Annotated in this window: 11 protein-coding genes and 1 pseudogene; 7 read left to right on the forward strand and 5 right to left on the reverse strand. The window is 71.4% G+C overall.

Features of this window, described 5'->3' with window-relative positions; all coding sequences use genetic code 11:
* Nucleotides 1-12: 12 nt before the first annotated feature.
* From AB0O15_RS38470 to AB0O15_RS38490, 5 genes and pseudogenes are all read left to right on the forward strand, one after another.
* Nucleotides 13-2,376: an NACHT domain-containing protein gene (locus AB0O15_RS38470; protein WP_364329742.1), complete on the forward strand. Its 2,364-nt coding sequence runs from the start codon at nt 13-15 to the stop codon at nt 2,374-2,376.
* Nucleotides 2,373-4,208 (forward strand): hypothetical protein, encoded by a 1,836-nt coding sequence (locus AB0O15_RS38475; RefSeq protein WP_364329745.1) that lies wholly within the window; start codon nt 2,373-2,375, stop codon nt 4,206-4,208. Before AB0O15_RS38470 ends, AB0O15_RS38475 begins: the two co-directional genes overlap by 4 nt.
* A gap of 216 nt (nt 4,209-4,424) precedes the next feature.
* On the forward strand, nt 4,425-4,799 hold the full coding sequence (locus tag AB0O15_RS38480) for a dihydrofolate reductase family protein (protein ID WP_364329748.1): 375 nt from the start codon (nt 4,425-4,427) through the stop codon (nt 4,797-4,799).
* Nucleotides 4,800-5,079: 280 nt separating this feature from the next.
* Nucleotides 5,080-5,169 (forward strand): annotated as a pseudogene (locus AB0O15_RS38485) (hypothetical protein); the annotation flags it as partial.
* Between the two features lie 362 nt (nt 5,170-5,531).
* Nucleotides 5,532-5,783: a hypothetical protein gene (locus tag AB0O15_RS38490; RefSeq protein ID WP_364329782.1), complete on the forward strand. Its 252-nt coding sequence runs from the start codon at nt 5,532-5,534 to the stop codon at nt 5,781-5,783.
* Here the strand turns inward: AB0O15_RS38490 and AB0O15_RS38495 are convergent.
* The 5 genes from AB0O15_RS38495 to nhaA all read right to left on the reverse strand — a co-directional run bounded on the left by AB0O15_RS38495 (nt 5,761) and on the right by nhaA (nt 10,358).
* On the reverse strand, nt 5,761-5,901 hold the full coding sequence (locus AB0O15_RS38495; protein WP_364329785.1) for a hypothetical protein: 141 nt from the start codon (nt 5,899-5,901) through the stop codon (nt 5,761-5,763). The genes AB0O15_RS38490 and AB0O15_RS38495 overlap by 23 nt on opposite strands.
* Before the next feature lie 45 nt (nt 5,902-5,946).
* The gene (locus AB0O15_RS38500) at nt 5,947-6,789 is read right to left on the reverse strand and encodes an alpha/beta hydrolase (protein ID WP_364329750.1); all 843 of its coding nucleotides are present in this window, start codon (nt 6,787-6,789) and stop codon (nt 5,947-5,949) included.
* A 29-nt stretch (nt 6,790-6,818) separates the two neighbouring features.
* Complete coding sequence (locus AB0O15_RS38505; protein WP_364329753.1) at nt 6,819-7,826, reverse strand: glycoside hydrolase family 3 N-terminal domain-containing protein; 1,008 nt, start codon at nt 7,824-7,826, stop codon at nt 6,819-6,821.
* A gap of 216 nt (nt 7,827-8,042) precedes the next feature.
* Nucleotides 8,043-9,104, reverse strand: a complete 1,062-nt coding sequence (locus tag AB0O15_RS38510; protein WP_364329756.1) for an aldo/keto reductase — start codon at nt 9,102-9,104, stop codon at nt 8,043-8,045.
* Between the two features lie 9 nt (nt 9,105-9,113).
* Nucleotides 9,114-10,358 (reverse strand): Na+/H+ antiporter NhaA, encoded by a 1,245-nt coding sequence (nhaA, locus tag AB0O15_RS38515; protein WP_364329759.1) that lies wholly within the window; start codon nt 10,356-10,358, stop codon nt 9,114-9,116.
* 112 nt (nt 10,359-10,470) lie between these two features.
* Here nhaA and AB0O15_RS38520 point away from each other — a divergent pair, with 112 nt between their 5' ends.
* Both AB0O15_RS38520 and AB0O15_RS38525 read left to right on the forward strand, forming a co-directional pair.
* The gene (locus tag AB0O15_RS38520; protein ID WP_364329762.1) at nt 10,471-11,058 is read left to right on the forward strand and encodes a copper resistance CopC family protein; all 588 of its coding nucleotides are present in this window, start codon (nt 10,471-10,473) and stop codon (nt 11,056-11,058) included.
* A 210-nt stretch (nt 11,059-11,268) separates the two neighbouring features.
* A partial coding sequence (locus AB0O15_RS38525) for a sigma-70 family RNA polymerase sigma factor (RefSeq protein ID WP_364329765.1) occupies nt 11,269-11,729 on the forward strand: 461 nt, incomplete at its 3' end.

An 11,729-nucleotide genomic window follows, 5' to 3' on the forward strand; every position in this document is an offset into this window, starting at 1 on the left:
AGGGGGCAGCTCATGACGTCCGCGCCGGTGTCGAATGTGCCGCTCACCGCGGTTCCGGAAGTGTTGTGCGGGTTTCTGCGCGCGCAGCGGGTCGGGGTGGTCGGGCCCGTTCCGGTGGACGACGTGACCAGTCTCGTCACCACCGATGACGACTATGCGCTGCTGAACACCTATGTGCTGTACGAGCCGGACGGGCCGGTGGGTGACGTGACGCCCGATCGGGCGGCGCTGCTCCGGGCCGACCTGGACCCGTCACGGACCGAGATGGTGGTGCCCGATCGGCTCGCCCCGGCGGTGCCCCGGCTCAACCGGGCCGTTCAGGGACTGGTCCGGCGGGTGGTGGCGCTGTCCGAGTTGCTGGACGGCTTTCTGCGGCCGACCGCCGTCTGCGACGACCTCACCACCGGCGGGAGCCGCACCGACCTGCTCAAGGATGACGACTTCATCCGGCAGCACGCGTCCCTGGACCGGAAACGGGTCGACGCGATCGACCACCTCTTCAACGGGTGGGCGAAAGGCAACACCCCGCGGCTGTGCATCGTGCTGGCGCCGGCGGGGCACGGCAAGAGCAAGGTCACGCATGTGCTGGCCAAGAAGATCGCGGCGGCCTACCAGCAGGCCGACGAGGCCAACCGGATGCCGGTGCCGATCCTCATCCCGTTCGGGCAGTACCGCCGCTCGACGTCGTTCGCGGGGCTGATCCTGGAGGCGCTCGACCGGTTCGGCAACAACCGCCTGACCATCGACGCCTTCCAGTACCTGGTCTCGTTGCGGCGGGTGCTGTTCATCCTGGACGGCTACGACGAGATGGTCGAGGCCAACCCGGAGAACGCCCAGGAGAACATCACGGCGTTCGTGCAGGGTGCGGGACCGGAGAGCCGGATCCTGCTCACCTCGCGTTCGACGTTCTACCGCACCAACTCCGATGTGGTCGGTCAGGTCGGCGACCCGCTGCTCGACGAGACCGACGTCCAGGTCATCGACCTACTGCCGTTCGATCGGGTGCAGGCCAAGGAATACCTGCGCAAGCGCATCGGCGAGGGGCCGGACCGGTCGAACGTGCTGACCCGGGCCCAGACGATCCTCGACAACGATCGCAACCTGGAGGTTCTCGGCAGCCCGATCTTCCTGGCCGAGTTCGTCAACATGGTGGCCAACGAGAAGTGGTCGATCCCCGACATCCAGCGTCGTGGCAGCCTGCAGTTCCTGGTCGAACGCACCTTCCAGCGTGAACGCGAGCGGCAGTTCCACGAGTACACCGACGGGCAGCAACGGCGTTTCCTCGAGGGCATCGCCTTCGACCTGCTGACCTCGGGCAGCACCGGCTACCTCCGGGAGGACATCGAGCTCTTCGTGGCCGAGGCGGTCGACGACGAACTGGCCCTGACCAACTGGGAGGCCCTGGCCGGCCACCACTTCCTGCTCCCGGACGACCGGGGCGGGACCACCCTGATCAGCATCCGGCACCAGGTGTGGCGGGACTACTTCCAGGGCAGCGCGCTGGCCGTCCGGGTGAACGAGCGCAACGAGACCGCCTGGGACGCGATCACCAACCGGGACCTGCCGGAGGGTGTGCTGCGCTCGGCGGCCGGGCTGATCGACGAGGAGATCCGGATCTGGCTGCTGGTCGAGGCCACCGAGAGCGGCGACAAGCTGGTCCGCAACCTGCTGCGCATGTGGCTGCTGCGCCGCGAACCGGACAGCGGGCAGGTGGCGCCGGTCCCGGACGACCTCCGCGGGCTGCTGGCCGGCCGGGACCTGTCCGGTCTCACGTTCACCGGGGTCAGCTTCGCCGGGACCGATCTGAGCGAGTCCAACCTGACCGGCTGCTACCTGAAGGACTGCGACCTCACCGGGGCACGGTTCGCCGGGGCCGTGCTCGACCGGACAACCTTGCAGGACTGTGTGGTGCCGCCCGGGATCGCCGACGCCGCCGTGGCCAGCGTGATCATCGACGAGTCGCAGTTCTTCGGACCTCAGCTGCGCGACCGGTTCCCGCCGGAGGTGACCCGGGCCGCCAGCGACCACGCCACCGACTTCACCGGCTGGGTGCGGGACGTGGTGAAGGCGCGGTTGGGCAAGTTCGTGAAGTCCCGGATGGGCGAGAACAACGTCGCGGTCGACGAGGCGATCAGCTGGACCGCGTTCATGGGCGGCACCGACCCGCAGCACAAGGACTTCGTCGTCCGGCGGCTGTACCGGGCCCTCCGCGCCGAAGGCCTGGTCTACGAGGGCAAGATGAACCGGAGTGGCCGGCCGACCGTGTGCCTCACGATGGACCCCGACGCGCGCGCCGACGTGGTCACGTTCGTGCGCACCGACGTCGCCGGGCCGGCCGTCCACGCGGTGATCGACCGGCTGGTGGGCAACCGATGACCTTCCTCGGCTGGCTGCCGGCGCCGGGGCCGCCGTTCCCGGGGCCGGTGCTGATTCCGTACCGCGAGCGTCTCATCGTGCTGATCGGGCCGAACGGGTACGGCAAGACGCGGCTGCTCCAGGCGATCGTCGACCGGCGGACCCCACGGCTGTTCGCGACGCTGCCCGGCCGGCTCAGCCCGTACCTCACCATGGAACGCGCCGCGATCGAGAGCGGCCGGCGGACCACGCGCGGCGATCGTGAGCTGTTCGAGACGGCCGAATCGATCCGACCGCGGGAGGACGACCGCGGGTGGTGGTGTGCCCGGCTCGACCGGCCCGAGCTGTGGTGGTCGGTGGCGCCCGACGCTCTGCACGCCGTGGCGCCCGACGACCCGTTCACGCCGCTGGTGACCATCCCGGCCGCCCACCGGCACACCGGCCTGGCCGTCGAGCCGTGGGTGCGGCCCGGCGACCTGGAGCCCACCGCGCTGGACGCCGAGACGACCCGGGTGTTCCGGGACTGGGCGCACGCCGCGCTGGCCACCGGCTCGGCCCGGGCCACCGTTCCGGCCAACCCGCTGGTCGCGCGGTCGGACGCCCTGGGGTCGATCTCGTTGCTGGCCCTGGCCGAGGCGTTCTGTGGCCTGCTCGCCGAACGCGCGGCGCGCCGGCTGCGGGTGCTGGCCGGGTTCGCGGTCGAGCTGCGGTGCCTGGCCGTGGAGAACTTCGCCTGGCAGGTCAGCGCCGACGGCCACTGGATACCGCTGGTGTCGGCCAGCCGGGCGCTGAGCCGCTGGTGCACGCTGTCCGCCACCGAGACGCTGCGGGAGCTGCAACAGTCCGTGGCCGAGGCGGAACTGACCCAGATCAAGACCGATTCCGCCCGTACGCTGGCCGGCGATCTGGACCGGGCGCTGCTGCCGCCCGGCGAGCCCGGCGCCTTCGCCACCCGGACGACCTGGGTGGCGATGGACGAGCCGGAAGTGAACCTGTTCGCGCCGGCGGCGCACCACCTCGCCGAGACGCTGGCGGCCCGGGCCGGCGTCGGCCGCACCCTGATCGCCACGCACAGCCTCGACCTGGCCGCCCGCTTCGTCGGTGTCGCCGACTTCCTGCTGTTCGACGGGCCCGGCCGGTACTCCCTCGAACGTCCCGAGCGCGGCATCGTCGACCTGCTCGGCCGGTTGACCGCCTACGGTCCCGGCGCGCTCGCCGCGACCCGCGTCCTGCACGTCGAGGGCGACTGGGACTTCGAGATCCTGGAGCGGCTGCACGGACCCCGGCTGGCCGCGGCCAACATCGTGATGAGCCGGATGCACGGCGTCCGCGGGGCCGGGATCGCCGCCTCCTCGGTGTGGCAGCGGATGACCTCGACCTCGTTCGGGATGATGTTCGACCACGTGTCGGCCGCGGAGGCCGGCCGGCGCTGGGCCCGGGTCCGGGAGACGCTGGCGACCCGGGGCCGCGCGGCGGCGATCCGTGAGCTGCGCGCCGGCATCGGGGCCGGTCGCGGTCGCGCCGAGGACGTCGAGATGCTGCGGATGTTCGCGTCGGTGCTCGACGGCGGCATCGAGGACCGGCTCCACCTGGTCATGCACGGGCTCTCCGACATCTTCCAGGTCGTGCACCCGTCGGTGTTCGGCCTGACCGCCAAGACCTGGGCCGACGCGGGGTACGACGGACGAACCAGCTTCAAGGTGTTCTGCCGCTCGGCCACCGGCGTCGACCTGGCCGCCGGGGCCGAGTGCCGCCGGCTCGTCAAGGCCTTCGACGCGGCCGACCGGCCGGTCGAGCCGGTCGCCGCGGCCGCGCTGGACCGGGCGGTGACCGGCTTCATCGAGCCCGGCTGACGGTCCGATGATCTCGGCGGCTCCTCGGCCGGAAGGAGGAAAAAGGGTGAGTGGGCACGCCGGCCGCAGGCGACGCGAAGCGAGCCGACCTCGGCGGGAGCAGCGGTCTGAACCCCCCACCAAGCCACGAAAAAAGATTTTCTTGCCGGGTTGTCGAAATGACGCGGGCTCGTTCGGCGCAGGGGGTGAAGCAACCACTGCGGACGAGGAGCGATCATGGGATTCATCAAGGCCAGCCTGTTCATCTCGCTCGACGGCGTCATCGAGAAGCCGGCGGAATGGCACTTCCCCTACTTCGACGACCAGATGGGCGCCGTGGTCGGGCAGCTGATGGGCGAGACCGAGGCGACGCTGCTGGGGCGGACCACCTACGAGGAGTTCGCCGCCTACTGGCCGACCGCCGATCCGGCCGACCCGATGACCGCGGCCATGAACGGGGCGCGGAAGTACGTCGTCTCCACCACGCTCGGCGCACCGGACTGGGAGAACACCTCCCTGACCAGCATCGACGAGCTGCGGGCGGTGAAGAAGACGACCAAGCTGGGTACGACCGGGAGCGCCACGCTCGTGCGCCGGCTGCTGGAACGGTGATGCATTTTCAGACGCAGGAGATGGAGGACGGGGTCCCGCCGACCCCGGAGACCCAGGCCGCGATCGGTGACTACACGCGGGAAGCGGCGATGTCCGGCGTGTTGCTCGCCGGTGAGGGCGTGCACGGGAGCTCGCAGGGCGCCCGGGTCGAGGTCGAGCCGGGCGCCGTGCGGGTCCTGGACGGGCTGTGCGAGCGCCTGTCCTCGGGAGAGCCGGTGCAAGCGGTGGACGTGGCCTACTCGCTGGCGACGAAGCGCGAGGTCATGGAGCAATCGTGGGCATGGCGTGCCGTGTGCCGGGGGCGGAGTCGGTCCGCGAGTTCTGGCGGCTGCTCCGGGGCGAGGACGCCGTCGACGAGGAGGGCGGGCTCGCCGGGGTGAGCCGGTTCGACGCTGACGCCACGGGACACCGAGACGCTCGGGCTGCTGGCGTTGATCGAGCTCCAGGCGTCGCGGTTGCGGGCGCGGGTCACCCCGTCGGGGACGCCGATCCTGCTGATGGATCAGGACCGTACGCGGTGGGGACCGGCTGCTGATCCGGCGCGGGCTGACCAACCTCGACCGGATCGAGCGGCTGGGCGGAACGGGCGGCAACTACGCCCTCCAGGCGGCGATCGCGGCCTGCCACGCGCGGGCCCTCCGACCCGGGGACACCGACTGGGAGCGGATCGCGGCACTCTACGACGCGCTGGCCCGGCTCACCCCGTCGCCGGTCATCGAGCTCAACCGGGGTGTGGCCCACGCGCAGGCGTTCGGGCCGGCGGCCGGCCTGGCCGTCGTCCGGCCGTTGTTCGAGGTGCCGGGGATGACCGACTACCACCTGTTGTACGCGGTGACCGGCGATCTGCTGTGCCGGTCGGGGGACCACGTCGCCGCCCGGGACCACTTCCTGCGGGCGGCTTCGATGACCCAGAACGCCGCCGAACGTTTGACGATGCGGGGCCGGGCCGCGGACTGCGCGGCTACTCCCCCAGCGACGCCTTGATGCCGGGGCGCAGCGCCCCCGCGAACAGGAGCACCAGCCACGCCAAGCCCGCCCACCACGGGAGGGCGCTCAGGCCGTCGCTGATCTCGTAGGCCACAGCCAGCAGGGTGTCGGTCATGGCCGCAAGAGTCGGTCGCGCCCGCCCCGAGTTGAGGCCACGGGGTCAGGAGATTCCGGCTCGGGTGAGGATCAGGTCGGCCACGTGTTCCGGCTGGCCGGGGGCCAGCATCAGGTGGCCCAGGCCGGGCACCCGCTCCAGGCGGGCGTCGGGGATCGCCGACGCCAGGGCGGCCGCGTGGGCCGGGCCGAACATCGGGTCGGCCTCGGCCGCGATCACCAGCGTCGACGCCGAGATGGCGGACAGCGGCGGCGGCTTCTCCGGGCCGTCGCCCGCCCGGTAGTGGTTGGCCGCATGCGTCCAGTCACGCGAGCGCTCCACCGCCTCCCGGGCCATCCGGCGGGCGGCGGCGCGGTCGAAGTTCGGGCTGTTGGTAAACAGCTCGTAGATGCGGATCGCCGCGTCGACGCGCTGGGCCGGAGTGTTCTGCGGCAGGCCGGCGACGGCGCTCAGGCCGGCCAGGAAGGACGGGTCGGGCGGCGGCAGATCGGGGTGGTCGCCGGACAGCGGGGTGGTGTTCATCAGGGTGAGCGTGCGGACCCGGTCGGGCCGCGCGCCGGCCAGCCACTGGGCCATGACGCCGCCGCCGGACGTGCCGGCCACGTGGGCGGACGGGAGGCCCAGGCCGTCCAGCACCGCCACCGCGTCGGTGACCATGTCGAAGGCCGTGTACGGCGACGCGTCGAAGTCGACCGGGTCGGATCGGCCCACGTCACGGTGGTCGTAGCTGATCACCTGCAGGCCGCCGGCCACCAGCCGGTCGACGAACGCCGGCGGCCAGTGCACCGCCTGACCCTCGGCGCCCATGATCAGCAGGACCGGCGGGTCGTCGGGCGAACCCGTCCGGGAGGTCCAGAGCCGCAGCGTCCCTGAGGTCACATAGGTCATCCATCGGACCGTACGCGACAGGGCGGCGATCAGCAGGTGAGCTGACCCGCGCGGACCTTGGCCCGCAGCACCCGCTCGGCCGATTCGTCGACCCGCGCGGCGAAGGCCGGGTCCTGGCGGGCCTGGGCGACCAGCGCCTCGGCCATCGGCTTGGCGTCCTCCGGCCGGATGCTCAGGGCCAGGTCGCCGCCCGCGGCCACGAACCGGACGGCGCGCTGGCCGGGCGGGATCGTGGCGGCGGCCTTGGCGGCGCCCAAGTCGTCGGACATCACCACGCCGTCGAAGCCCATCTTCTGGCGCAGCAGGCCGGTGATGATCGGCTGCGAGAACGGGGCGATGTTCCTGGAATCAAGCTTCGGGTACGACGCCGACGACATCATCACCGAGGCCGACCCGGCCTTGATGCCGGCGGCGAAGGGCGCGAGGTACGGGTCGTCCGCGGTCGCCGTGGCATCCACCGCCCTGGTCGACGTGTCGGTGTTGAAGCGGGTCCGGCCCAGGCCGGGGAAGTGCTTGAGGACGGTCAGCACGCCGCTGCCCTGCGAGGCCGCGACCACCTGCTCGATGTCCTTGGCGACCGCGCCCGGCTCGGCGCCGTACTGGCGGTGGAAGTTGCCGATCGGCGGGTTGGCCTCGCCGATGTCGGCCGGCACGGTGTCGGCGACCGGGGCGAGGTTGACGGTCACGCCGATCGCGGCCAGGCGCCGGGCGCTCTCGCGTACCTCGTCGCGCAGTTTCGCCTCGGGGCCGTTGCCCAGCCGTTCGGCCGAGGGGATCAGCGGGAAGTCGCCGCCCTTGAGCGTCTGGACGCTGCCGCCCTCCTGGTCGAGCGCGATCAGCATCGGGGTGCCGGCAAAACCCTGCAGGGCCTGGATGTCGGCCTTGAGGGCGGCGGCGGAGCGGGTGCTGCGGCCGGCCAGGAAGACGCTGCCGAGGTGGTGCTGCTTGATCTCGTCGGCCAGGCCGCGGGGGTCGTCGACGTCCGTACCGATCATCAGCAGTTGACCTGCTCGTTGTTCGAGATTGAGCTTGTCCACACAGCGCGCCGGTCGGTTCGAAGTGCCGCTGGGACTCGGCGAAGTGTCGGAAATAATGGGACTTGGCGCGGCGATCGGCGGCGACGGTGGTGGCGGTGGCGCTGTCGACTCGCTACACGCCGTGACGAAAGCCGCGACCGCCGCGACAACCCACCACAGGCGTGGCCGGTTGGTCGAAGCGGTCGCGGTCATCGGCGCCACGGTACCGGAATGCCCCTAGGCGTACCGGCGGCGGAGGTCGGGGTTGGCGAGGGCCGGCGCGACGTAACCGGCATCGGCCGGGTTGATGTTCGTACCCGGCGGAACGATCTCGTCGATCTGGTCGAGCAGCTTCTGGCCGAGCGTCAGGTCGGCCGCGCCCAGCTGCGAGGTGAGCTGGTCCATCGTGCGCGGTCCGATGATCGCCGAGGTCACCGCCGGGTGCCGGATCACGAACGCGATGGCGATGTGGACCAGCGGCACACCGGCCTCGTCGGCCAGCGCGCCCAGGGCGTCGGCCGCCTCCAGCTTGTGCTGGTTGACCGGCAGCGACAGGTCGTAGCGGGCCGGGATGCGCTTGGCCCGGTTGGTCTGCGGCGCGTCGCTGTCCTTGCGGTAGCGGCCGCTCAGCCAGCCGCCGGCCAGCGGGCTCCACGGGAGGACGCCCATGCCGTACTTCTGCGCGACCGGCAGCACGTCGGCCTCGATCCCGCGGACCAGGATCGAGTACGGCGGCTGCTCGGTGCGGAACCGGCCCAGGTTGCGCCGCTCGGCGGTCCACTGCGCCTCGACGATGTGGTGCGCCGGGTACGTCGACGAGCCGAACGCGCGGATCTTGCCCTGCCGCTGGAGGTCGGTCAGCGCCGACAACGTCTCCTCGTCGTCGGTGTCCTCGTCCGGGCGGTGGATCTGGTAGAGATCGATGTAGTCGGTGTTCAACCGGCGCAGGCTGTCCTCGACCCCGCGCATGATCCAGCGGCGCGAGTTGCCCTGGTGGTTGGGGTCACCCTTGGTGCCCATCGGCGAGTCGACGGGTACGCCCATCTGGCCGTGCACCTTCGTCGCCAGGATCACGTCGTCCCGCTTGCCGTTGGCCAGCGCCTTGCCGACGATGACCTCCGACTCGCCCTGCGAGTACACGTCGGCCGTGTCGATGAAGTTGATGCCGGCGTCCAGCGCGGCGTGGATGATCCGGACGGACTCGTCGTGATCAGGCTCACCCCACGCGCCGAACATCATGGCGCCGAGGCAGAGCGGGCTGACCTGCATTCCGGTACGTCCGAGGCTGCGATATTCCATGACTTGAACCTATGCCCGATCTTCCCGTCCGTAGACGTCTTCTTCGTCCCGCTGATAGACGTCCGGAATGCCGTCGGCGTCCGCGTCGATGCTCTCCTCCTCGGCGATCCGCCGGTAGTGCCGGTTCCGGAGACGCAGCAGCACGGCCGCCAGCAGGGCGGCGACCAGCGACCCGGCCAGGACGCCGACCTTGGACTGATCGTCGCGCGCGGAGCCCGGCCCGAACGCCAGCTCGCCGATCAGCAGCGACACGGTGAACCCGACCCCGCCGAGCATCCCCAGCCCCAGCACGTCCCACCAGCCCATGCCCTCGGCCAGCCGGGCCCGGGTGAACCGCTGCACCAGCCAGGTCGCGCCGGTGATGCCGATCGCCTTGCCCAGCACCAGCCCCGCCGCCACACCGGCCGCGACGGCGCCCAGACCGCCGGTGACCGCCACCCCCGCCGAGAAGAACGCGAAGACGGGTACGGCGAACCCGGCCGACAACGGCCGCAGGCGGTGCTCCCAGGCCTCGGCCCGCCCCGGGCGCACCGGCACGGTGAACGCCAGCAGCACCCCGGCGACCGTGGCGTGCACCCCCGACTCGTGCATCAGGTACCAGGCGACCAGGGCCAGCGGCAGCAGCAGAACCTTGAGTCGCCCGGTCTGGGCCAGCAGGCCGAAGAGCGCGATCGGCAGCAGGGCCAGGGCGAGCGACAGCAGGTGCAGGTCGCTGGTGTAGACGACCGCGATGACGGCGATGGCCAGCAGGTCGTCCACCACCGCCAGGGTCAGCAGGAAGGTGCGCATCGCGGCGGGCAGGTGGGTGCTGATCAGGCCGAGCACGGCCACCGCGAACGCGATGTCGGTCGCGGTCGGGATCGCCCACCCGCGCAGGTTCGGGGTGCCGGCGTTGATCAGGACGAAGATCAGCGCGGGTACGGCCATGCCGCCGACCGCCGCGACCACGGGCAGCGCCGCCCGCCGCGGATCCCGCAGGTCACCGGCCACGAACTCGCGTTTGAGCTCGAGCCCGGCGACGAAGAAGAACAGTGCCAGCAGGCCGTCCGCCGCCCACTCGGCCAGCGTCAACGGCCCCGCGTGCACCTCGCGCAGAGTCTGGTAGCCGTTCCCCCAGGGCGAGTTGGCCCAGGCCAGGGCGATGACGGCGGCGCCGGCGAGCAGCAGCCCGCCGACCGTCTCGAGGCGCAGGATCTCGGCGATCCGCCCGGCCTCGGGCCAGCTGCCGCGGCTGAAGAGTCTCGGTGTGGCCATCGGCGTCCTTCCGGAGGGCACGTTGCTGACATCGCCGACCAGACTTCCCGGCACACCTGACCGGCACCCTACCCTTGCCGGGAAGCCATTCGAACGGATAAGGACACCTCGCATGCGCATCGCCCGTCTCGTCACCGCCGCCGTCGCCACGGCCGCCCTCGCCGTGATCGGCACCGGCGGCCCGGCCCTCGCGCACAACTCGCTGACCAAGGCGGTGCCGGACAAGAACGCGACGGTGCGGAAGCCGCCGGCCTCGGTCCAGTTGTCGTTCCTCCAGAAGGTCGACCCCGAGAAGCTGACCATCGAGGTCGTCGACGCGCAGCAGCAGAAGGTGCCGTCGGGCCGGCCCGAGGCGGACGGCAAGATGGGTTTGCTGGCGCTGACCGGCACGCTGGCGAACGGGACCTACACGGTGCGATACAGCGTTGTCTCGGAGGACGGTCACCCGGTCAAGGGCTCGTACAAGTTCACCGTGGACGCTCCGGTGGCCGCCGCGCCGTCGCCGTCGTCCACCACCCCGTCGCCGTCCCCCTCGGTCGCGCCGACCACCGACGCGCCGGCCACGGTCACCGCCGCCGACACCAGCTCGTCGTCCGGGCCGTCCGCGGGCTTGATCATCGGCATCGCCGCGCTGGCCCTGGTCCTCGTCGGGGGCGCGATCTTCGTCGTCCGCCGCCGCCGGACAAGCGCTCCACTGTGACTGATCGACTACATAAAGTCACTCATACTTTCGGCTAGTCACGCCTCGACCTCTCGGCTATTGTCGTCGTAACTGAACGGCCAACCATGCAGGTCCCACGGCCACCACCCGAAGGACCCGCGCGCAAGCTGAAAACGCACCTGACCTACCGCGTCTCGTGATCTCCGATCCGAGCCGGGCTCTCCGGACAGGTGACAGGGAGGACTCAGCATGACCGTCACGACGCAGGCCAGCGCCGAGACGCGGCCCGCCGAGCCGGAGGCGCTCGGCCCCGCGGACAGCGCCGCCGATCTGCTCAACGCCATGGCCGCGATGCCCGTCGGCCACCCGTCCCGGGCCACGATGCGCGACCGGGCGATCGAGGCCTGGCTGCCGCTGGCCCGCCACCTCGCCCACCGCTACTCCGGCCGCGGCGAGCCCACCGACGACCTCATCCAGACCGCCAACGTCGGCCTGATCAAAGCCGTCGACAAGTTCGACCCCGAACGCGGCGTCGACTTCGCCGGCTACGCCATCCCCACCATCATCGGCGAGATCAAGCGCCACTTCCGCGACCGCACCTGGTCCATCCGCGTACCCCGCCGCCTGCAGGAACTCCGCCTGGCGATCACCGAGGCCAACGCCACCCTGACCCACACCCTCGGCCGCAGCCCCACCGTGCCCGACATCGC

This window comes from Actinoplanes sp. NPDC089786, assembly GCF_040684855.1.
Lineage (GTDB): Bacteria > Actinomycetota > Actinomycetes > Mycobacteriales > Micromonosporaceae > Actinoplanes.

Excerpts from the sequence above, each read along its gene's own strand:
- AB0O15_RS38520 (WP_364329762.1), top strand. The coding sequence starts at position 10,471 with ATGCGCATCGCCCGTCTCGTCACCGCCGCCGTCGCCACGGCCGCCCTC.
- AB0O15_RS38495 (WP_364329785.1), bottom strand. The coding sequence starts at position 5,901 with ATGACCGACACCCTGCTGGCTGTGGCCTACGAGATCAGCGACGGCCTG.
- AB0O15_RS38500 (WP_364329750.1), bottom strand. The coding sequence starts at position 6,789 with ATGACCTATGTGACCTCAGGGACGCTGCGGCTCTGGACCTCCCGGACG.
- AB0O15_RS38470 (WP_364329742.1), top strand. The coding sequence starts at position 13 with ATGACGTCCGCGCCGGTGTCGAATGTGCCGCTCACCGCGGTTCCGGAA.
- AB0O15_RS38480 (WP_364329748.1), top strand. The coding sequence starts at position 4,425 with ATGGGATTCATCAAGGCCAGCCTGTTCATCTCGCTCGACGGCGTCATC.
- AB0O15_RS38475 (WP_364329745.1), top strand. The coding sequence starts at position 2,373 with ATGACCTTCCTCGGCTGGCTGCCGGCGCCGGGGCCGCCGTTCCCGGGG.
- nhaA (WP_364329759.1), bottom strand. The coding sequence starts at position 10,358 with ATGGCCACACCGAGACTCTTCAGCCGCGGCAGCTGGCCCGAGGCCGGG.
- AB0O15_RS38510 (WP_364329756.1), bottom strand. The coding sequence starts at position 9,104 with ATGGAATATCGCAGCCTCGGACGTACCGGAATGCAGGTCAGCCCGCTC.